Origin of the sequence: Janthinobacterium saanense, assembly GCF_014200675.1 — a bacterium.
In the GTDB taxonomy this organism is placed as follows: domain Bacteria; phylum Pseudomonadota; class Gammaproteobacteria; order Burkholderiales; family Burkholderiaceae_D; genus Janthinobacterium.
In genome coordinates this window covers 304,332-326,916 of record NZ_JACHCI010000001.1, presented here as the reverse complement: position 1 = coordinate 326,916, position 22,585 = coordinate 304,332, and the positions used below count along the sequence as shown (strand labels likewise).

General features: G+C 61.6%; 13 protein-coding genes and 1 riboswitch. Of the genes, 8 read left to right on the top strand and 5 right to left on the bottom strand.

What is annotated here, in order from left to right; all coding sequences use genetic code 11:
• The first annotated feature begins 25 nt into the window (after positions 1–25).
• The 3 genes from HDE72_RS01480 to HDE72_RS01470 all read left to right on the top strand — a co-directional run bounded on the left by HDE72_RS01480 (position 26) and on the right by HDE72_RS01470 (position 2,913).
• Positions 26–1,339: a sensor histidine kinase gene (locus tag HDE72_RS01480; protein WP_183736977.1), complete on the top strand. Its 1,314-nt coding sequence runs from the start codon at positions 26–28 to the stop codon at positions 1,337–1,339.
• A gap of 228 nt (positions 1,340–1,567) precedes the next feature.
• Positions 1,568–2,074 (top strand): FxDxF family PEP-CTERM protein, encoded by a 507-nt coding sequence (locus tag HDE72_RS01475; RefSeq protein ID WP_183736976.1) that lies wholly within the window; start codon positions 1,568–1,570, stop codon positions 2,072–2,074.
• 59 nt (positions 2,075–2,133) lie between these two features.
• Positions 2,134–2,913, top strand: a complete 780-nt coding sequence (locus tag HDE72_RS01470; protein ID WP_183736975.1) for a spermine/spermidine synthase domain-containing protein — start codon at positions 2,134–2,136, stop codon at positions 2,911–2,913.
• Here HDE72_RS01470 and pdxR read toward each other — a convergent pair.
• Complete coding sequence (gene pdxR, locus HDE72_RS01465; protein ID WP_183736974.1) at positions 2,904–4,376, bottom strand: MocR-like pyridoxine biosynthesis transcription factor PdxR; 1,473 nt, start codon at positions 4,374–4,376, stop codon at positions 2,904–2,906. The genes HDE72_RS01470 and pdxR overlap by 10 nt on opposite strands.
• 112 nt (positions 4,377–4,488) lie before the next feature.
• On the opposite strand from pdxR, the gene HDE72_RS01460 reads away from it, so the two are divergent.
• Both HDE72_RS01460 and HDE72_RS01455 read left to right on the top strand, forming a co-directional pair.
• Complete coding sequence (locus HDE72_RS01460; protein ID WP_183736973.1) at positions 4,489–5,157, top strand: pyridoxamine 5'-phosphate oxidase family protein; 669 nt, start codon at positions 4,489–4,491, stop codon at positions 5,155–5,157.
• A gap of 89 nt (positions 5,158–5,246) precedes the next feature.
• A complete protein-coding gene (locus tag HDE72_RS01455) occupies positions 5,247–6,074 on the top strand; it encodes a class I SAM-dependent methyltransferase (protein WP_260176345.1) in 828 nt (275 codons plus the stop codon).
• A 66-nt stretch (positions 6,075–6,140) separates the two neighbouring features.
• Here HDE72_RS01455 and HDE72_RS01450 read toward each other — a convergent pair whose 3' ends face one another.
• Both HDE72_RS01450 and HDE72_RS01445 read right to left on the bottom strand, forming a co-directional pair.
• Positions 6,141–7,793 carry a serine hydrolase gene (locus tag HDE72_RS01450; RefSeq protein WP_183736972.1) on the bottom strand — a complete coding sequence of 551 codons (1,653 nt, stop codon included), beginning with the start codon at positions 7,791–7,793 and terminating at the stop codon, positions 6,141–6,143.
• 22 nt (positions 7,794–7,815) lie between these two features.
• Positions 7,816–9,675: a M1 family metallopeptidase gene (locus HDE72_RS01445; RefSeq protein WP_183736971.1), complete on the bottom strand. Its 1,860-nt coding sequence runs from the start codon at positions 9,673–9,675 to the stop codon at positions 7,816–7,818.
• Between the two features lie 163 nt (positions 9,676–9,838).
• On the opposite strand from HDE72_RS01445, the gene HDE72_RS01440 reads away from it, so the two are divergent.
• Entirely contained in the window at positions 9,839–10,192 is a 354-nt protein-coding gene (locus tag HDE72_RS01440) for a type II toxin-antitoxin system RelE/ParE family toxin (RefSeq protein ID WP_183736970.1), read from the top strand.
• On the top strand, positions 10,189–10,470 hold the full coding sequence (locus HDE72_RS01435; protein ID WP_183736969.1) for a helix-turn-helix domain-containing protein: 282 nt from the start codon (positions 10,189–10,191) through the stop codon (positions 10,468–10,470). The genes HDE72_RS01440 and HDE72_RS01435 overlap by 4 nt, the downstream gene beginning before the upstream one ends.
• Before the next feature lie 12 nt (positions 10,471–10,482).
• Here the strand turns inward: HDE72_RS01435 and HDE72_RS01430 are convergent, their stop codons facing one another.
• Positions 10,483–12,867, bottom strand: coding sequence for a M1 family metallopeptidase (locus HDE72_RS01430; RefSeq protein ID WP_183736968.1), 2,385 nt, complete (start codon positions 12,865–12,867; stop codon positions 10,483–10,485).
• Positions 12,868–13,006: 139 nt separating this feature from the next.
• Positions 13,007–13,189: riboswitch (yybP-ykoY riboswitch) on the top strand.
• Positions 13,190–13,197: 8 nt separating this feature from the next.
• Between HDE72_RS01430 and HDE72_RS01425 the strand changes: the two genes are divergently transcribed.
• Positions 13,198–13,773, top strand: a complete 576-nt coding sequence (locus tag HDE72_RS01425; protein ID WP_183736967.1) for a TMEM165/GDT1 family protein — start codon at positions 13,198–13,200, stop codon at positions 13,771–13,773.
• Here the strand turns inward: HDE72_RS01425 and HDE72_RS01420 are convergent.
• Entirely contained in the window at positions 13,770–22,382 is an 8,613-nt protein-coding gene (locus HDE72_RS01420; RefSeq protein WP_183737185.1) for a glycoside hydrolase family 94 protein, read from the bottom strand. The genes HDE72_RS01425 and HDE72_RS01420 overlap by 4 nt on opposite strands.
• Between the last annotated feature and the right edge of the window lie 203 nt (positions 22,383–22,585).

The window sequence follows — 22,585 nt, the reverse complement described above, 5'->3', positions numbered from 1 at the left end:
GCCCACGCCACGGCTGCCTCTGCGCATGTCCTTGCTGACCCGCTGGACAGCGCTGATCGGCACCCTGATGGTGCTCGGCATCGGCATCGCCCTGCTGCTGGTGCATTTTTTTCCCGACCAGCCATGGCTGGTGATGGGACTATCGCTGCTGTGCGTGGTGCCGATCGCCGTCATCACCATCCGCATCCAGCTGCAGGCCATGCTGTCACTGTTTCGCGCCTTGAGCGGCACGGTCGCCAGCTATCAGGACGGTGACTTTGCCTTCAGCCTGCGCTGGCCGCAAAACGATGAACTGTCCGACCTGGTCGACGCGCACAACACGCTGGGCGACGTGCTGCGCAAGCAGCGCCTCGACCTGGTACAGCGCGAACTGCTGCTCGACACCATGGTGCAAAACACGCCGGTGGCCATGCTGCTGGTGGCCGAAGGCAGTGCCATCGTGTACGCCAACCTGGCGGCGCGCCAGTTGCTGCACCAGGGATGCCGGCTGGAAGGCCAACGGCTGGCAGACATCGTGCAGCAATCCTCGCCGGCGCTGGCGGACGCGCTGACGCGCGGCCAGGACGGTCTGTTCGCCAGCGGCGAAGGGGAAGAGGAAGAGGTCTATCACCTGGCGCGGCGGCGCTTCAGCCTGAATGGCCGCCAGCACGAACTGCTGCTGTTGCGCCAGCTGACGCATGAACTGCGCCGCCAGGAAGTACAAACCTGGAAAAAAGTCATCCGCGTGATCAGCCATGAGTTGAACAATTCGCTGGCGCCTTTGGCCTCGCTGGCCCATTCCGGCGCCGAACTGGTAAGGCGTGGCCAGACCGAGCGCCTGCCGCAAATTCTCGCCACGATAGAGGAACGCACACGGCACCTTGAAACCTTCATCCTCGGCTACGCCAGCTTTGCCAAGCTGCCCACGCCACACCTGGCCAGCTACGACTGGCCAGCGTTTCTCGATACACTGGCCTCGCAAATCGCGTTCACGCTCGACGGCCAGCCTCCTGCGCAGCCAGCCATCTTCGATGCGGCGCAGATGCAGCAAGCGCTGCTCAACCTGCTCAAGAATGCGCGTGAATCGGGTTCCCGGCCCCAGCACATCAGCCTGCACGTCAGCCAGGCTCTGGGGCAGTTGCGCATCGAAGTGCGCGACCGTGGCCCGGGCATGAATGCCGCCGTGCTGGAAAACGCGCTGGTGCCCTTTTACTCGACCAAGCGCAGCGGCACCGGCCTGGGCCTGGCGCTGGCGCGCGAAATCGCCGAAGCCCATGGCGGCCGCATCGCCCTGTCCAACCGCGATGGCGGCGGCCTGGCCGTGACCATGATCCTGCCTGTCGCTGAAGGAAACAGTTAGCGATTTGATTGCTTTTAAAATATTTATCTGTATTAAAAATACATCACTTTGATTCATGTCAAAAATAATCCGCAACACCCTGCCCCGTAGTTAGCAATAAGCTATTTACTCATCTGTTTCGATTTATAAATACATTATTGACAATAAAAAGTCTTGCCTATAAGGTATTCCTCAGGCGTGCTTAAAGCTGAGCTCGCTACTCATCGAAACTATCTTTGCGGGGCAAACATGAAACTACAATCACTGATACTGGCAGCCGTGCTTGCCGTGTCGGCTGGCGGCGTATATGCCGCCGACAACAAGACTGTCGACGTCACGCTCGCTGGCAGCGCACCCCAGTGGACTGCACACTTCGGCGCGGACCATGTGGCCGACAGTTTTATCGACACCTTTACCTTTGGTCCGGCGACCGGCGACTTCCTCGTCAACGGCGGCTTCGTCAATATCAGCGTGAACCGCAACCAATTCATCGAATTCCTGTCGGCGACCCTGAACGGGGTGGCGCTGCAGTTGTATGCCACCAGCGGCGGCGGCTCGACTTTTTCCGGCGCCGCGTCGGTCGGCGATCTGGCCACGACTGCACCGCTGGTGTTGACCATTACCGGCATCTCGCGCGGCATTAGCAGCTATGGCGGCAATTTCAACATCGTGGCCGTGCCGGAACCGGCGACCTACGGCATGCTGCTGGCGGGCCTGGGCCTGATCGGCTACGCGGTGCGCCGGCGCCGCAACTGAGGCCTTCTGCAAAAAAGACGCTGCGGCGTCTTTTTTATAGGGGCTGCTACACTGGCGCCATGCATACCGACTTCACCAACAACAGCAATACCGCCTTCAGCCATCCGGACCACCCTCCCGCCACCATCACCGAACACCGCGGCATCCGCTACCTGCACCTGGGGACCAAGTGGGTGCAGGGTGCCATGCGCATCGACAAACCCGACGCCATCGAGCTCGAATACGTGCAAATGATGATGATGTGGATGCTGTTCAAGCCACAGCCCAAACGCATCGTGCAACTGGGCCTGGGCAGCGCCGCACTGACCAAGTTCAGCTACCGCCGCTTTCCCGAGACCAGCGTGGCGGTGGCCGAACTCAATCCCAACATCATCGCCATCTGCGGCGCCCAGTTCGCGCTGCCGCCGAATGACGCGCGCCTCGACGTACGCGAAATGAATGCGCTCGACTTCGTGCTCGACACCAGCAACCATGGCACAGTCGACGTGCTGCAGGTGGACCTGTACGACGAAGAAGCGCGCGGCCCCGTGCTCGACACGCCCGAGTTTTATCAAGCCTGCTTCGATTGTCTGAGCGACGACGGCATCATGACCACCAATGTGTTTGGCGATTTCTCCAGCTACGACAAGAATCTGCAGGCGATGGAACTGGTGTTCGACGCCGTCGTCTGGGTACCTGAACTGCAAGATGAAAACATCGTGGTACTGGCCTTCAAAAAGTCGCCTTCTCTCGATTTCAGCGACTTGTACGAACGCGCCGCAGCCATCAAGAAACAGTACAACCTGCCGGCCAAAAACTGGGTCAATGGCTTGAAACAGTGGATGCTGGATCAGCAGTAAATCAAGGCCCCCAGCTGGCGCGCCAGGCCATCCATATTCTCGGCCGGCACCTGCGAATAACCGAGCAGAAAACCGCTCCAGCCGGGCCGCTCGCCGGTGGCGTGCGCACCCAGCGCCAATGCCACGATACCCGCCTGCGCGGCGCGCCGGCTCAGTGCAAGATCATCCCATGCGGGATCGTCAAAGCGCAGCGCCAGATGCATGCCGGCCGCACCACCATGCACGCTGGCGCCAGCGCACGCATGGCGCAGCAAGGCGTCTGACAGCGCATCGCGGCGCTGTCGGTACAAGCGACGCATGCGCCGCACATGGCGCGCAAACAGGCCGCTGCGGATGAATTCGGCCAGCGCCAGCTGCTCGGCGGCGCGGCCGCGCACGGCGCACTGCGCCTGCATCTGTGCGAACGCCGTGGCCAAGACCGCCGGCACCACGATGAAGGCGATGCGCAGCGCAGGGAACATGGTCTTGCTGAAGGTGCCTAGATACACCACCGGCGCATCGTTCACCAGGCCCTGCATGGCTGCCAGCGGTGGCCCGCCATGGCGAAATTCGCTGTCGTAATCGTCTTCCAGGATCAGCGCGCCAGCCGCACGGGCGCGTTCTAGCAGGGCCAAACGGCGCGCCGGACTCAGTACGCTACCGGTGGGATATTGATGCGAGGGCGTGGTGTAGATCAAGCGCGGCGGCGTATCGGCCCAGTCACGCTCGCCGGGCGCCATGCCGTCGGCATCGACAGGGATGCCCATCACCTCCAGGCCAGCGGCGCGCCCTGCCGCCAGCGCGCCGCCATAACCGGGATGCTCGATCCACAAGGTGTCGCCCTGGTCGGCAAACGCGCGCAAGCACACTTCCAGGCTGCTCTGCGTGCCATCGGTGATGAACACCTGGCTTGCATCGCAGGCCACGCCGCGCGCCGCGCGCACATGCTCGGCGATCGCCACACGCAACTGCGGCTCGCCGGCCGGATCGCCATAATTGAGCTGGCGCGGCGACACGGCGCGCCAGGCCCGGTCCAGCATGCGCCGCCATTGAACCAGCGGGAATTCATCGAGCGCTGGCACGCCCGGTGCAAACGCGCCCATCACATCGGCCGGAAACACCACCGAGGCATTGCCATCCTGCCCGGCCAGACCACGCAAATGCGTGGCGCGGCGCGACAAAGCACCAAGGCCTTCGGCCGCCGGCGCCGCTACACGCATGCCGGCGCTGCCCGCCACCCGCGTGCCATCTCGGCCGGCCAGCACCAAGCCTTCGCTGGCCAATTGTTCATAGGCATACAGCACCGTATTGCGCGCCAGACCCAATTCTTGCGCCAGCACGCGCGTGGCTGCCAGGCGCATGCCGGGCGCCAGCTGGCCCGTGCGGATCGCCGTGCGCAGGCATTCATGCAGCAGGCGCTGGCGCGGCCAGCCCCGCTCGCGGTGCTCGCGCTCGAAACTAGCGAACAGCAGGCTGTAGTCCATCGTACCTTCCTTTGCATCGTGGCTCTAAATTATTACTGGGTTCTGGATCTTTTTTCAGAACCAGCCAGCGATTATAGTGCGCACTCTGCCATTCATCTACAGGACTGCCGCCATGACCGACCACCCTATTCCTGCAGCACCGCCCAGCGTGCGTACCCGCGTGCGCCGGGTGGCCGAGCTGGCCAGCTACGAGCAGGCTACCGTACACGCCATCATCGATGACGCCTACCTGTGCCATATCGCCTTTTCCGATGCGCTGGGCAGCCATTGCATCCCCACCGCCTGCTGGCGCATAGCCGAACATTTGTACATCCATGGATCGAACGGCAGCCGCATGCTCAAGCGCTTGCTGGACGATGGCGACGCCTGCGTGACGGTCACCCATCTGGACGGCCTGGTACTGGCCCGCTCGGCCTTCAATCACACCATGAATTACCGCTCGGCGATGGTCTATGGCCAGTTCGAGAAAGTCGATGACATCGCCCTGCAGCATGCGGCCATGGAAGCGCTGATGGACAAGCTGGTCCCAGGCCGCCAGGCGCAGGTGCGCGGTGGCAGCGACAAGGAATATGCCGCCACCACGGTGCTGCGCATCGCGCTTGATGAATGCGCCGTCAAGCAGCGCAGCGGTGGCCCGCAAGACGACGAGGCGGACCTGCTGCACACGGTATGGACGGGAGAACTGCCCTTCACGCACGGCCGCGGCCCAGCCATCGCCGATGTGCTGTGCACCAGCGAGGCGCCCGACTACGTCGCGGCGTGGTCGGCACAATCCGCTTGACCGGCGCGCGTGCTTGCCTGATGATCGGGATTGATGGCGATAGCCGCCAACCGATTCCCACACATATGGAGCATATGATGGAGCACACGATGAGCAAGCGCGTATCCCTGGCCGCAGTATTGGCCGCCATGCTGGCCTGCAGCGGCGGCGCCGCAGTGGCTGCCGACAGCGGTGACGCAGCCCTGAAGGCGGCGATTGCCGGCAGCGCACGCACACCCGCCAACGCAGTGCGCGACAGCGCCCGCCACCCGTACGAAACACTGACCTTCTTCGGCATCAAGCCCACCATGACGGTGGTGGAACTGGCGCCCGGCGGCGGCTGGTACACGGAGATTCTGGGCCCGTATCTGCACGACCACGGCAAGCTGATCGCCGCCGGCAGCGACCCGCAGTCCGCCAGCGAAGGCGCGCGCAAGAGCGCGGCCCGCTTCCAGCAAAAGCTCGATACCAATCCGGCCGCTTTCGGCAAGGTGGAAATCGGCGCCTTTGCACCACCGGCCACCTACCGCATCGCGCCCAAGGGCACGGCCGACATGGTGCTGACCTTCCGCAATATCCATAACTGGATACCGATCGGCGAAGATGGCATGAAAACGCTGTTCAAGGAAGTCCATGACAGCCTGAAACCGGGTGGCGTATTCGGCATCGTCGAGCACCGCCTGCCCGCCAGCAAGGCGCAGGATGCACAGGCCAGCACCGGCTATATGCATGAAGCCTATGTGATACGCCTGGTTGAAAGCGCGGGTTTCAAACTGGCCGCCAAGTCGGAAATCAACGCCAATCCCAAGGACAATGCCGACCATCAGGGCGGCGTCTGGGCGCTGCCGCCCACCTATGCCAACAACGATACCGACCGCGCCAGATACACGGCCATCGGCGAGAGCGACCGCATGACCCTGAAGTTCATCAAGCAGTAATCAAGAGCGGGGCCACCAATCAGAAAGGCCACCTTGCGGTGGCCTTTTGCTATTACGCGGCTGCGTTTATTTCTTGTCTGCCCTGGCTTTCACCGGCACCAGGTTCAAATCCTGGAAGTCGTAGCTGAAATCCGTTTCGGCCGAGACGGGCGCCATCTTCACGCGGTCGATGCTGCCGTCCGGGTTCAGCGAGAACGTTACATAGGCGTCGGCGTTGAAGTTGCGCTCTTTCCAGCGCACGATGAAGGTATCGTGCTGGAAGTGTTCCAGCTCGCCCGTCAGGTCTGGCGTGCGCGTGAAGCTGAGGATCTGCTTCTTGCCTTCATGCCTGATCACGACCTTGCCATACCAGGCATCTTCGTATTCACCGTCATACGAGACCAGCGGCAGCGAAGGCTGCGATTTTGCGGCGCGCGCGCTCGACGCATTGCCCACCTTTTTGACTTCGGCTTCGTGCTGGTCCTGTTCCACCTTGGCTACCAGCTTGATCCAGTCCGACGGTGCGGCATTGAGGTAATGGTCGAGGATGCGCCATTGCAGCGCCGTCATCGAGCCGCCATTCTCGGCATTGGTCAAAATCGCCACACCCAGTTTCGCTTCCGGCACCATCACCACGCGCGAATAAAAGCCTTGCAGTGCGCCACCGTGCATGGCCACTTTCATGCCCTTGTAATCGCGCAGCTGGAAGCCCAGGCCATAGGCGCTGAAGTTCGGCTTGGTCGCGGCCAGCGCCGGTTTCGGCTCGCCGATTTTCACCGGCGTTTGCTCGGACCACATTTCACGGCCCTGCTTTTCGCTGAACAGACGCGCTTGCTTGCCGTCCTTGTCCTTCACGCCGGCGATCTTGCCGCCATCGAGCAGCACCATCATCCACTTGGCGATATCTTCCGCATTCGTGTTGATGCCGACGGCGCCCACGGCGTTCGGCACCGGCATCGATTTGACGGCGGCGATTTTGCCATTGATCTTGCTGTGCGCGTTCGCGACGTCCGGATTGCCTGCGTTTTCGGCCAGGCTGGTGGTGGTGGACGTCATGCCCAGCGGCGTGAGGATGCGTTCATGCACGGCCTCGCCCCAGGTCTTGCCCGTCTTTTCAGCGATGATCTTGCCGGCGACGATGTACAGCAGATTGTCGTAGGCATAGCTGCTGCGGAAACTCGTGGCCGGACGGATGTAGCGCAGCTTTTCGATGATTTCATCGGTGCTGAAGGTGGTGGTCGGCCACCACAGCAAGTCACCAGCGCCCAGGCCCAGGCCACTGCGGTGCGTCAGCAGGTCGCGGATGGTCATGGCGCCCGTCACGTAGGAATCGTACATCTGAAAACCGGGCAAATGCCTGGTCACCGGATCGTCCCAGGCCAGCTTGCCTTCGTCGACCAGCATGGATAGCGTGGCCGCCGTAAAGCCTTTCGAGTTGGACGCCACTTCGAACAGCGTCTTGGCGTCGACCGGCGCCGGATCACCCAGCTTGCGCACGCCAAAACCCTTGGCCGCGATGACCTTGCCATCCTTGACGATGGCAATCGCAATGCCCGGCACATCGAAGGTTTTCAGGGCGCTGTTGACATCCTGGTCCAGGTCGAAGGCCGGCACGGCTGCCGTTGCGCCAGCCACGACAGGCGCAGCATCAGTACCGGCAGCCATGGCCGGCAAGGCCGCGCTGGAAAACGCCAGCACGATGGCGACGGTCATGCAGTGCAGTTTGTTCGTATTTTTCATGCTTGAAAACTCCAGAATGGGATCAATGTGCTTGCGCGGCCATCAATTTATCGACGCTTTCCTGCGTCACCGGGTGATAACGTTCACGCGCCTTGGCGTACACCTGTTTGGCCCACTCGTGACCTTGCGGCGTCTTCATCAGCGCGCCATACAGGGGTACGACAAACTTCTGGCGGCCCACGCTCAGCAAAAATGCCTGCAACGGCTGGTGCACATCGTAGCCGGCGTTCACGGACGCCAGGTAGAAGCGGTAAGCCACTTCATTATTACCGCTCTTGCCGACGCCATACACCTGGTCCAGCTCACGCATCTGCGCGGCGCTGGCCTTGCCATTGATGTCGTTCAGGAAGTGCATCGATTCGAGCGCCACCCACTTGTCCATGCCCAGTTCCTTGGTCGCCAGTTCGCCTTTCAGCCAGGCGTTACGGTGCTGGTCGAGCAGGGTCAAACGGGGCGATACCACATGCTGCGCGCTGGCAGGAATGCCGGTACCATACAGCCAGTCGTTCAGTTCCGCTTCCGGCATCACGTCCGGATGCTGCGCCAGCAGATTCTTGCGCAGGTAATCGACAAACTGGTCGGTCGTGACGCTCTGGAAGGCATGCTGGTCGAACCAGCCGCGCAGGAAAGGATCGAACACGGCGCGGCCGGCGCGGCGCTCCATGGTGGCCAGGAACCAGGCGCCTTTTGGATAAATGATGCCGTCGTCGGTATAGGTTTCTGATGGATTGGCGTCCGCATCACGCGTCACCAGTGCCGTTTTCGCAGCCGGCAGTTCGCGGATTTCGGCGGCCAGTTCTTCCTGGTCTACCTGCACGCCCATCTGCGCCACTTCGCTGCCGTACAGCTGTTCGACGATGCGCGTGGTGACGTAGGTGGTGAAACCTTCGTTGAGCCACATATGCTTCCACGACGCGTTGGTGACCAGGTTGCCCGACCACGAGTGGGCCAGTTCATGCGCGATCAGATCGACCAGGCTGCGGTCGCCCGCGATCATGGTCGGCGTGAGGAAGGTCAGGCGCGGGTTTTCCATGCCGCCGTAAGGGAACGATGGCGGCAGCACGATCATGTCGTAGCGCCCCCAGCGGTATGGACCATACAGCGACTCGGCCGCCTTGATCATTTTTTCCGTATCGGCCAGCTCGTATTCGGCCGCCTTGATACGCGGTGGTTCGGCATACACGGCCGAACGCGGGCCCAGCTTGCGCACGTCCAGTTCACCGATGGCAATCGCCAGCAGATACGATGGTATCGGCTGCGGCATCCTGAATTTCCAGCCACCCTTGCCGGTCGCCTTTTCGTCATTCTCGGCGCTCATCACGACGCGCATGCCCGCTGGCGCATCGATGCGCGCGCTGTAGGTAAAGCGCACGGCTGGCGTATCCTGCGACGGCACCCACGAACGGGCGTTGATGCTTTGCGACTGGCTGAACATGAAGGGCAGCTTGCCCGACATGGTTTGCTGCGGCGTGAGCCACTGCAGTGCGATGGCGCCCGGCGCCGTGTGGTAATACACACGCACTTTTTCAGGCTGGCCGGTAGTGGTGATGCGCAGCGCCTGGCCCTTTTCCGGGTCAAGCTTATCCAATTGATACGGCGCCATCTGCCATGCGCCGCGCTTGTCCTGTACCTGCACCTTGGCGATGGCCAGGTCACGCGTATCGAGCACCAGGGTGTTGGCCGCCGGATCGATCCACTTCAGCGACAGTTCGGCATAGCCGGACAGGGTCTTTTGCTTGAAGTCGGCTTTCAGGTCCAGTTGCAGGTCGCGCGTGCGCACCTGGTCGTAGCGCGCATAGCTGAGAGGATCGGCGTGCGCAGCCAGGGAGGCCTGGCACAGTAGCGCACAGCCCAGCGCGCGCAGGAAGGTCAAAGTTTGCATGGTCGTCTTTTGAATGATTGCGAAAGCACCGGCAAGTGTACGCCGGGCGTCGCGCAGAATAGCACTTCCGGCGCGGCGCTGGCGGAAAAATCCACGTCTCGGAATTTTTAGAGGGCTGGTGCGCGTGATTGCATAAATATATAAAATATTGTATACTCCAACCATGGACGACGCCAAACCAGTGGTGTTCAGAGGCAGCTCGCTTGCGGATCTGCGCGACTTTCCACAGCCAGCGAAAAATGAAGCAGGCTACCAGCTACATCAAATCCAGCATGGGCAAGATGCGGATGACTGGAAACCCATGAAAACGATAGGCCCTGGCGCCAATGAAATTCGTATTCGCGATAGCTCTGGTGCCTTCCGCGTCATCTATGTGGCTAAATTTATGGATGTAATCTATGTCCTGCATTGTTTCCAGAAGAAATCCCAGCGGACCAGCCAGATGGATATCCATCTGGCTCAAACACGCTACAAGGACTTATTAAAAGAGCTCAAAATAAAGGAACTCAACGTATGAGCCAGGAAAAATTCTCCAGCATCTGGGACGCTATCGCCGACACGCCAGATGCCAGCGCCAATCTGCATGTGCGTGCCGAACTGATGATGGCGCTGAAAAACCATCTCACCCGCAGCGGCTTGACCCAAGTCGAAGCCGCCCAGGTTTTCGGTGTGACCCAGCCACGTATCTCCGATCTCTTGCGTGGCAAAATCAACCTTTTCTCAATCGATACCCTCGTCAATATGGCGGCGGCAGCGGGCATGCGGGTAGCCTTGCAACTGGAGCTGGCAGCATAAGCATCTCACCGCCTATTTGGCCTCCGCCCCCTTCAGCGGCGTATTGAAATCCTTCATCAGGTTATTCTTGTCGCGGTCCTGCTTGAACAATTCCAGGCGTGATGGCGTGATCTTGCGCGGCCAGGCATTGTTGCTGACGTCGATATCGGCCGTCTCCCAATACGGGTCTTGCACCAGGCCCACCATAGGCTCGTCGGTGATGATCACTTTGCTGATTTTCTTCGGACTATAGCGCCACACTTCGGCCGGCACGCGCTCGATGAGCTTCTTGCCGCTGGCCAGCTCGATTTCCAGTATCAGCGGCATCACCAGGCCACCCAGGTTGGAAAAATCGACCAGGTAGATATGCTTGCCCCGGGCCCGCTGTTCCAGCAACTGGCGTTCCCACGGCTCCAGCGCTTCGCGCTCTTCCGCATAGCTATTGCGGTCCTTGTTGGTGATGGTGTAGTCATCGTGCTCGTTATAGAAATCCTTCAAGGTCGGATCGCTATCGATTTTCTTGGACAGCAGCTTGTTGCGCTGGCTGGAAATCGAAAGGGGCTGGGCTGCCTTCTGCGCTTTTCTCCACGCCTTTTCGATCTCGGGATTCTTCGTGCTGACGCCATATTCGCTGATGCCGTCGATGCTGATATCGACCGCATCGGTCGTATAAAACCAGCCGCGCCAGAACCAGTCCAGGTCCGTGCCGGAAGCATCTTTCATGGTGCGGAAAAAGTCGGCTGGCGTGGGCCGCTTGAACTTCCAGCGGCGCGCATATTCCTTGAAGGCGAAGTCGAACAGCTCGCGTCCCAGGATGGTTTCGCGCAGGATATTGAGGGCGGTAGCCGGCTTGTCGTAGGCATTCTGCGGCAGCAGCAATACCGACTCGGGATTGGTCATGATCGGTACCTGATTCTGGCTGCGCATGTAGTCGACGATCTTGCGCGGTTCGCCATTCCAGGACGGGTAATCCTCTTCCCAGGCCTGCTCGGCCAGGTACTGCAAAAACGAGTTGATACCCTCGTCCATCCAGGCCCATTGGCGTTCATCGGAATTGACCACCATGGGAAAATAATTATGGCCCACCTCATGGATGATCACACTGATCAAGTCATACTTTGCCGTTTTCGAATAGGTGACAACGCCGGTTTTCTTGTCCTTGACGGGGCGCCCACCATTGAACGAGATCATCGGATACTCCATGCCGCCCACGGCGCCGTTGACGGAAATCGCGTTCGGGTAGGGATAATCGAAGCTGTACTTGTTGTACTGTTCGATGGCGTGCACCACGGCGCGCGTGCTGTATTGCTGCCACAGCGGATTACCCTCTTTCGGATAAAAGGACATGGCCATCACGCGCTTGCCGCCGCTGTCGAGCCCCTGCGCATCCCATATGAATTTGCGGCTGGACGCCCACGCCACGTCGCGCACATTTTGCGCCTTGAAGTGCCAGGTTTTGGTGGCCGTGCTGCGGCCCTTTTCAGCGGACAGCGCTTCGTCTGGCGTAATCACCAGCAGCGGCGTAGCACTGTTCTTCGCCCGCGCCAGCCGTTCGCGCTGGGCCGCGCTCAGTACCGTGGACGCATTCTGCAACTCGCCCGTGGCGGCCACCACATGGTCGGCCGGCACCGTCAGGAACAATTCGTAGTCGCCGAATTCCAGCGCGAATTCACCGGTACCCAGATACTGCTTGTTTTGCCAGCCCACCGCGTCGTAGTAGGCGGCCATGCGGGGGAACCACTGTGCGATCTGGAAGATCGTATTGTCTTCGTCAGGAAAATGCTCATAGCCGGAACGCTCGACCAGCACCTTCTGGTCATTGATGTTGTATGACCAGGCGATAGTAAAACTCACGCTCTGGCCCGGCGCCAGCGCCACCGGCAGATCGATGCGCAGCATGGTCTGGTTGATGACGTAATGCAGCGGCTTGCCATCCGCCGACGTCACGGCGCTCAAGTTAAAACCGCCGTCGAATTCGCGCCCTGCGTCCATCGCGCGCAAGTCCTCGAACTTCAGCGCCTCATCTTCATTGCCACTCAGCCAGGCCTGGCGCGACGGCGCGCTCAGGACGCGGCGCTGGTCCGCATCCTTGCGTATGCCATTCTGATCCAGCTGCAGCCACAGGTATGGCAGGCTGTCGGGCGACCGGTTGTGATAGGTGATCTTTTCGCTGGCCGTGATGGCGCGGCGCTTTTCATCGAGCGCTGCGTGGATCACATAATCGGCGCGCTGCTGCCAGTAGGCGTGGCCCGGTGCGCCGGACGCCGTGCGGTAGGTATTCGGCGTGGGCAGTATTTCTTCCAGCTGGCGGAACTTGTCATCGAACGGTGGCGCCCCGGCGCACAGGCCGGGCAAAGCGGTCAATAGCAGCAGACAAGGGAGCAGAACGCGCAAGGAAAAAGAAACCGGAAAACGCATGGACAGTCCATAGGATGGTTAAAAAAACATATGCCATTTTAATCCAGGCTGTTTTCAAAACGATCATTTTCTGTGTTGTCGGCAGCTGACAACAGGCGCTTGCCGCACTGGCGCGAAAGCGGCCATCGGCGTATGATTCGCCTCGAACATTGGGGAGTAGTCGTCCCGCAGTCCTGCTGCGGGAACCTGTATCAACATAATTGGCCCGCAGGCCATGGTGCAGGTGGTTGTAGAACTTGACGAGACCATTGATCCGAGGCGGCCGCATGGGCCGGAGTCGCCCCTGGATCATTGGTTAATTCGTCCGGCCCACGTACCTCTTGCAATCTCATGGAAGCATTCCTCATCTCCACCGGCATCGTCGGTCTCGCTGAAATCGGCGACAAAACCCAACTCCTGGCTTTTCTTCTCGCTGCCAAATTCCGCAAGCCCCTACCTATCGTGCTGGCGATACTGGTCGCCACCATCGTCAACCACGCTTTTGCCGCCGCCGTCGGCGCCTGGATCACCAGCATGCTGGGACCCGACGTGCTGCGCTGGGTGCTGGGCGTGTCCTTCCTCGTGATGGCTGCCTGGACCCTGATCCCCGACAAGATCGATGAAGACGACGCCAAGCTGGCCAAATATGGCGTTTTCCTGACGACCCTGATCGCCTTTTTCATGGCCGAGATGGGAGACAAGACGCAGGTGGCGACCGTCGCCCTGGCGGCGCGCTATCACGACGTTTATTCCGTCGTGCTGGGCACCACCGTGGGCATGATGCTGGCCAATGTGCCGGCCGTCTACCTGGGCGACCGGATCGCCAACAAGGTCTCGCTGCCGCTGGTACATGGCATCGCGGCGATTGTCTTCGCCGTGCTGGGCGTGGCGACCTTGCTGGGTGCAGGCAGGCTGCTGGGCTTTTAGATCCTTAACAGCACGCTATATTCCCGCCCCTCGTCACGCAGGGTGATGCTCTCGCCCTCGACTGCCACGCCATCGAGCGACAGGCCGGTTTGCCGGCCCTGCGCTTTCTCGATGGTGATGGCATAGTTGCTGGCGCCATAGCGGTAATGCAGCTTGTAGCTATCCCAATCGTCCGGCATGCAGGGCTTGATGCGCAGCTGATTGCCCTCGCGCGTTACCCCCAGCAAGGACTCGACGATCAGCCGGTACAACCAGCCCGACGACCCCGTGTACCAGCTCCAGCCGCCGCGCCCCACGTGCGGCGAGACGGCATACACATCGGCAGTCACCACATAGGGTTCGACCTTGTAGCGCACCGTCGCCTGCGCGTCGACGCCGTGGCGTACCGGGTTAATCATGCGCAGCAGTTCCCACGCCTTTTCACCCTCGCCCAAGCGGGCAAACGCCATCGCCGTCCAGATCGCGGCATGCGTGTACTGGCCACCGTTTTCGCGCACGCCGGGCACATAACCGCGGATATAACCCGGGTTGAGGGCTGATTTATCGAACGGCGGATCGAGCAGCTGGATCACGCCCGAATCGCGGCGCACCAATCGTGCATCGACCTGGCGCATCGCGCCTGCCACGCGTTCCTTGTTGGCCGCGCCCGACAGCACGCCCCAGCTTTGCGAAATCGAATCGATCTGGCATTCCTCGTTCTCGTGCGATCCCAGTGGCGTGCCATCATCAAAATACGCACGACGGTACCACTCGCCGTCCCAGGCATTGGCTTCGACGTTGGCCGCCAGTTTCACCGCTTCATCGCGGCAGAACTGGGCAAACGTTGCGTCGCCGCGCAGCACCGCCACTTCGGCAAAACGCTGCAGCACTTCATACAGGAAGAAGGCCAGCCACACGCTTTCGCCCTTGCCGTGTTCACCGACTTTATCCATGCCGTCATTCCAGTCGCACGATCCCATCAGCGGCAAGCCATGCACGCCCATGCGCAAGCCATGGCGAACGGCCCGCACGCAGTGTTCGTACAGGTCGGCCGATTCGCCCGAACGCACCGGCAAGTCGTAATACGAATCTTCTTCAGGCTTGACGGCGCGCCCCTCGATAAAGGGCGCTACTTCAGACAATACATTCAGGTCGCCGGTGGCAATCACATAGCGGCAGGCGGCCAGCGGCAGCCACAGGTAATCATCCGAGCAATGCGTGCGCACGCCCCGGTCCGCAGGCGGATGCCACCAGTGCTGCACATCGCCTTCCACGAACTGGTGGGCCGCGCACAGCAGCAGATGGCCGCGCAGCAGTTGCGGGGCCGTGTGCACCATCGCCATCGCATCTTGCAGCTGGTCGCGGAAGCCATAGGCCCCACCCGACTGGTAATAGCCGCTGCGCGCCCACAAACGGCAGGCGATAGTCTGGTACATCAGCCAGCCATTGGCGATCACGTCCAGCGATGGCTCCGGCGTTTCGATGCGCACGGCGCCCAAGGTGGTATCCCAATAAGCGCGCACTTTTTCCAGGGTAGCGCGGGCCGTATCCTTGCCGATATAGCGCTGCACCATGGTGCTGGCGTCGGCATTGCGGCGCCCGCCCACGCCCAGCACAAAGACGATCTCGCGCTCCTGCCCCGGCTGCAGTTCAAATGGCACCTGGATCGCCGCGCACGGATCCAGGCCCGTGCCCGCCTTGCCAGACAAACGCACGCGGCGCAAGGCGGCCGGTTGCGCCATGCTGCCATTGCGGCCGATGAATTCATTGCGGTCGCAGGTGATGGAACGGATGCTGGCGTCGGTATTGAAAAAGCCGACGCGGCCGGAAAACTCGGTGTTGTAGTTATTGCGCGCAAACAGGGCGCCACTGACGGTGTCGACCTCGGTCACCACATGCATGCTGGACTTGGGGCGCAAGTCGGCCAGCACCCATTCCACATAACCGGTAACGGACAGGCGGCGCGGTACGCCGCTGTCGTTGCGCACCTTGATCACCGAATACTTGACGGCGGCATCCAGCGCCACATAGGTGGTCAGCTCAGTGGTGACGCCCCCTTCGCTATGCTCGAATACGCTGTAGCCAAAGCCGTGGCGCGTCACGTAATCGCCGCTGCCGCGCGCCGGCAGGGCGGCGGGCGACCAGAAATGTCCGCTCTGCTCATCGCGCACATAAAACGCTTCGCCCGACAGATCCGAGACCGGGTCGTTATGCCATGGCGTGAGGCGGAATTCATGCGCATTTTCGCTCCAGGTATAGGCCTGGCCGCTCTCGGAAATCACGCTGCCGAATTGCGCATTGGCCAGCACATTGGACCACGGCGCCGGGGTCTGCTGCGTGTCGCTGGTGGTGATCACATATTCGCGGCCATCGGGCGTAAAACCGCCGAGACCGTTTTCCAGTATCAGCTCGCGCTCCGGCGCACGGTGCGGCAGCGACGGCTGTTCGCGGCTGGTGTCCTGCATCAAAGGCGGCATGCGCAGCACCGGGCTGGCGGGCCGCTTGACCTGTTCGGCCAGGGTGCCGCGCGTATCGCTGATGATGGCGCGCGCCACCGATTGCAGCAAGATGCGGTCTTCATTGGCGATCTGTTCGGCCAGGCGCACAAAAATACCGCCCGGACGGTCGACCGCCTGCGCATCGATGCCGGACGCGATCAGGCCCATGATCTGGTCGTGCAGCAGCTGGCGGTAACCCGACTGGTCTTCGTACCAGATCACCAGGTCCACCACCAGGCCTTTCAAACGCCAATAAGCGTGCGCCTGCACCATCTGGCGCGCCAGTTCGATATTGGCCGGATCGCGTATCTGCAACAGCACGATGGGCAGGTCGCCCGAGATCGCATACGCCCACAGGCCGGACTGGCCGCGCTGGTTCTTGATCAAGACGCTCGCTTCGGCACGCAGGGTGGCATTCGGATAAATCACTGCGTTGGCCAGGCGCGCATACAGCTGCGCATCGCCTTCGCTGGCATTGAGCTGGCGCAGCACCACCTGGCTATGCGTCCACGCCAGTTCGAACACGCGGTCGGCCAGATGGCGGTCCTGGTATTTGTCGATCAGGTGCAGGGCCGCATCGCGCTGCTCGGCCATGCCGGTCACGCTATCGACGGTGACGGCCTGATCGGGTTCGAGCGTAATGACATAGCGGATCGCCACGATGGGGTCCAGCACGGAACCCTGGCCTCCGCTCAACGGGCCACTTTCCTGCAGCGCCAGCGGCAGTTGCGCCGTGTTGCCACGGCCGATGAAGCGCGCGCGGTCCGTCTCGAACGATACGGTATAGCGGTCGGCATCGTGCACCGTCATCACATGCAGCAGCCACGGCATCTGCTCCTCTTTCGAGCGGGGACGGCGCGTACACAAAATGGCGTTTTCCTGCGTCAATATCTCCGTCTGCACGAACAGCTTGCTGAAGGCAGGATGGGCCGCATCGGCGGCCGCTGGCGCCATCACCACTTCGGCATAACTGGTGATTTCAATGCGGCGCTGGCGGTTCGAATTATTGCTGATGCGCGTGCGGCGGATTTCAATGTCGTCTTCGGGCGAGACGACGATTTCCGTGTACAGGTCCAGGCCATGGTCGGAACGGCGGAACTCGGCGCGCCCTTCCGAAAAAATCACTTCGTATTTTTTCGGATCGACCAGCGTCGGCTGGTAAGTCGTCGACCAGACGGCATCGTCATCGAGGTCGCGCAGATAGCAGAAATTACCCCAATGATCGCGTGTGCCGTCTTCACGCCAGCGCGTCACGGACAAGTCTTTCCAGCGGCTGTAGCTGCCGCCCGCATTGCTGACCATCACGTGATAGCGGCCATTCGACAGCAGCTGCGTTTCGGGCACGGCGCTGTTGGCTTGCGTGAGGATACGCATCGGCATGGCCTGCTCGGCCGCGCCGCTGCGCAGCACCGCCAGTTCGGCCGTGTTCGAATAAAAGGCGCCTGCCTGCGGCGTGCGTTCCTGCAGCACCAGCAAGGCCGATTGCAGCAGCGGATCGGACTCGAAACGGCGCTGCATGGGGCGGTCGTGCAGCAGATAGCTGAGGGCCAGGAAACCCATGCCCTGATGGTGCACCATGAAGGAGCGGATGACGGCGCTGTTTTGCCCGCGCGGCAGGCGCGCGGTGGTGAAATCGACGGCTTCGAAGAAACCATAACGGCCCATATAGCCAGCCGCCTGCATGCGCTGCAAATTCTGGCACGACGCTTCAGGCTGCACCATCAAGCCCATCATGCAGGCATAGGGTGCGATCACCAGATCATCGGCCAGGCCCCGCTTCAAGCCCAGGCCAGGCACGCCAAAGGCGCGGTACTGGTAATTGAGGCTGGCGTCGACTGTGTTGTAGCCAGATTCAGAAACGCCCCACGGCACATCGCGCTGGCGGCCATAATCGATCTGCGCTTCGATCACGGAATGATAGGTCTGGTCGAGCAAGGTGTTCGGGTAATTCGGCATCACCAGCAGCGGCATCAGATACTCGAACATCGAGCCGCTCCACGACAGCAGCACGGGCTGGCCAGCCACCATGCATAGTTGCCTGCCCAGCGCAAACCAGTGCTCTTGCGGCAGCTGGCCCTGGGCGATGGCGATGAAGCTGGCCAGGCGCACTTCAGAGGCCAGCAAGTCATAGTAACTGGGGTCGAGACGCCGCTCGCTGACGTTGTAGCCGATGGACAGCAGCTTGGTCGACGGGTTATACAGGAATGCGTATTCAATCTGCGCAAAGTCGCGCGCCTGGCCCGCCGCCTGGGCGATGTCGCGCAGCTGGCGGTTCGCCTGTTCGCGCCCCTGTGCCAGCAAGGCTGCCAGCTCCTGCGGCGTGCCGTCCGGCGCTTCCAGGTTCGCCAGTTCGCGCAGGGTGGGCACGCGGTCAAAGGTGGCATCCAGGCCCGGTTGCGCGGCCCACGGCGCCAGTAGCAGCAGTTCGGCCAGGCCGGTGCGGCACTGGCGCGCCAGCGCGCCCGACCACATCGCCGACTCGCCATCGGTATCGCCATCTGGCAGCGCTTGCGACAGCAGCGTTTCAGCCGCCTCGCTGGCCTTCTGCAGATAGGTATGCCACTCGGACAAGGTGATTGGTACCGTGGGTTTCTGCAGCAGCGCCAGCGCATCGCGTATGATGGGCACCGCGCGGCTGTGGCCCTCGGCGATCAGGCATTGCTGCAGCACTTGCGCGGTCGTGACGATACCGTCGGCCAGTTGCGTACCCAATATGGGCGCGTCATACAGTTCGACCAGCCCGGGATGCAAGGTCATCAAATGGCCGGACAGATTGCCGCTGTCCACCGTCGAAATGTACATGGGTTGCAGCGCCTTGAGCGTCTGCGTGTCGTACCAGTTATAGAAATGGCCCTGGTAGCGTTCCAGCTCGCCCATGCTGCGCAAGGTGGCGCGGCTGCGCTCGATCAGCTGGCCCATGGTGATATAGCCAAAATCGTAAGCGCTCAGGTTGGCCAGCAGGGCCAGGCCGATATTCGTCGGCGAGGTACGGTGCGCCACCACCTGGGTCGGATGCTCCTGCATATTATCGGGCGGCAGCCAGTGATCGTCGGGGCCGACAAAGGTCTCGAAATAGGCCCAGGTCTTGCGCGCCAGACCATGCAGAAATATGCCCTGCTCGGCCGACAAACGCGCCACCGCACGCTCGATGGGGCGGCTGATCCACCAGGCGATGGCGGGCGCCGCTAGCCACAGCAGCAAGATGACGGCGGCAGCCGGCAAGGCTTGCGGGCGCCAGTACAGCAAGGCAGCGCTGACCAACAGCGCCAGCACGGGCGAGCACCACATGGCGAGCCAGCTATCGCTTTGCCGGCCAGTGGAGGTATGCAGATTGGAAGCACGCCAGTCGAGCAAATGCTTGTGCGAAATGGCCAGCCGCCACAGCGTGCGCGCGATGGCGTCCAGGCTGACATAGGCTTCGTAAGGCAGGAAGACCAGGGTCAGCATGGCATGTGAAAACTGGACCCCGCAGCGCCGTTCAAATGCGGCCAGATGCTGGCGCCATAAAGTGTCGCGCGGCTTGCGCAGCAAATCGTAGAGGGCCGACACCACCGGTGGCAGGAAGATGATGGCCAGCACGGCCACGCTCCAGAAAGCCACTTGCGGCATCAAGGCCCATACCAGCAGCAGCGACAAGGTCGTGGCCGGCGCCACCAGGCTGCGGCGCAGATTATCGAACAGCTTCCAGCGCGACAGCATCGACAGGGGATTGCGTTCGCGCTTGCCGGCGCGGCCAGGCACGCGGCCCAGCAGCCAGCCTATCAATTGCCAGTCGCCGCGTATCCAGCGCTGGCGGCGGCTCACGTCGGCGTCATAGCGGGCCGGATATTCTTCGTACAGTTGCGAATCGCTGAGCAGGCCCGCGCGCAGATAACAGCCTTCCAGCAAATCGTGGCTGAGGATTTTATTGTCAGGCAGGCGCTGGCCCAGCACAGTCTCGAACATATCGAGGTCATAGATGCCCTTGCCGATAAACGAGCCTTCATAAAACACATCCTGGTACAGGTCGGACACCGTGCGCGTGTAGGGATCGATGCCCGGCTCGCCACCACACAGCAGCTCGTAGCGCGAGGCGTTTGCGCTGGGCAGCGCCACGGCCACGCGCGGCTGCAAGATGCCATAGCCCGCCACCACGCGCGTGCCGGCGGCGTCGAGTACGGGGCGGTTCAGCGGATGCATCATGGTGGCGATCAGCTGGCGCGCCGCATCGCGTGGCAGCTGCGTATCGGTGTCGAGCGTGATCACGTATTTGATGGTGCGCAAGCCGCGCAATTCACCCTCGACCAGGGAAAATTTGTCGCGCCCCTCGCCGCGCAAGAAGGCATTCAGGTCAGACAGTTTGCCCCGTTTGCGCTCCTGCCCCATCCAGGCATTTTGCTGCGAGTTCCACAGGCGGGGCCGATGCAGCAACAGGAATGGGCCCACCTGCCCCAGGTCTGCGCGCTCGGCCGGATCGCCATTTTGCTTGTAGGGCTGGCCTTCCACCCGATATTTGTCATTCAGGCCGCGGATGATTTCCTGCGCCTGCTGCAGCAAGGCGTCATCGCCAGCTAATGTCTGCGTGGGCGCGTCGACAAAATCCGTCAGCAGGCAAAAACGCAGGTTCGGGTCGCGATTGGCCAGGTAGCGTACTTCCAGCGCTTCGCATAGCTGGACCACATTTTCAGCGCTATACAAGAGGGTAGGCACGACCACGATGCCGCGCGCATCCGACGGCAGGCCGTCCGTGTAATCCATGCGCGGCAAAGGGTGGGGGGAAGTGAGCAAGGTAGCCACCCAGTTCACCACCGCCACTGCCAGCTGGCTGCTGCCCAGCACGGACAGCAAGCCCACCAGCGCCAGCAGCCAGCCATGCACGCCGCTGCGCGCTGCATGGTCGAGCAAGAGTGCGCTGGCCGCCAGGGTCAAAAAGACGATCGCCCCCAGATACACGGTCAACGGCGCCGCACGCGCCGTATGTTGCAGCGCTTCGATAAACGGCAGCTTGGCGCCCGCCTGCTTTTCCAGTATCAGCACGCCCTTGTCGACCAGGTAAAAGCCGATATGGGCGCGGCGTGCATCATTGCCCGCACCATGCGTGTGCGCCAGCTGCACGGCCATTTCCGCCACTTCCACTTCGCTGCGCTCACTGCGCTTGGCGATGCGTTCGATGGCATGGCGGTAGCTGTCACGCGTGGCGAAATCCATGGCGCCATACGTGCCGGCCGGGTCCAGGCGCAAGGTCTGTTCGACCACGCTCATGGTTTCGACGAATTCCTGCCAATCCATGGTGCCCAGGAAACGCAGGCTGACGATACTGTTCGAGATCGACACCTGGTCAGCCGCCTGCTGGCCGATTTCGGCCTGGATCTGCTGTTCTATCGTCAGCCCCGATTCGGCCAGGCGGTGCGTCAGCCACGACAGGGCCAGCGTCAGGGAAGCGCTCTGCCCTTGCAGGCGGCGCGCCAGTTCGGCCACGAAGGCGCTGGTGATGGGCGGATTCGAGCGCGCCATGTCGGCCACCAGCAGTATCAAGCCGCTGGGATTGCGCTCGGCGATCTCCGTCATCTGGTCGGCCCAGGTATTGGCCAGGTCGCGCTGCATGCGGTCGTCGGCCACGCGCGCGGCCACGCGGCGCAGGTTTTCAATCAGCGCCAGGCGCAGCATGATGGGCACGGCCCACAATTCGCCCAGGGTCAGGGTGGCGACATCTTGATACGCTTCGACGAAGTGGCACAGGTTTTCCAGGTCGACGTGGCCATCGCCATGCGAAATGATTTCCAGCGCGATCTTGTAGACGCGGGGACAACCCACATCGAGGCCCGACGTCAAACGCGGCAATTCCTTGCTGTAGTTTTTCGGCAAGTGGCGCCGCGTGGTGCGTATCTGTTCTTCGATCAGGTAAAAATTATCGAGCAGCCATTCCGAGGCGGGCGTGACCTGGCGCCCGCTTTTCACGGTAGCAGTCAGTTCGTTGACGGTGGCCGTGATCAGGGCGGCATTATCGGCCAGACGGGCCAGCAAGCGGTCGCGGCCTTGGCGTCTGCCCACTGCGTGACCGGTGGCCACGTTCTTGCCATGGGCCGCCATTTGCATGGCGCTGAACAATTCCGAGCGCAGCGGCAAGTCATCATCGCGTGCAGCGTCGAACATGAAGGAGGAAGGGGATGGGTCTTGAAAAATGCCTTTGAAACGGGACAGTTTTTCCTTGACGGCGGCAGTGTACTCTTTCAACTTGGGCCTCACTCGGTGCGCGCATAGGATACGCATAACGCATAAAACATACGCAAAACACAATGAACCGCAGGCAAGGGCGCACCAGAGCCGCCGTGCCGCACACCAGGGTAATGGCGGGC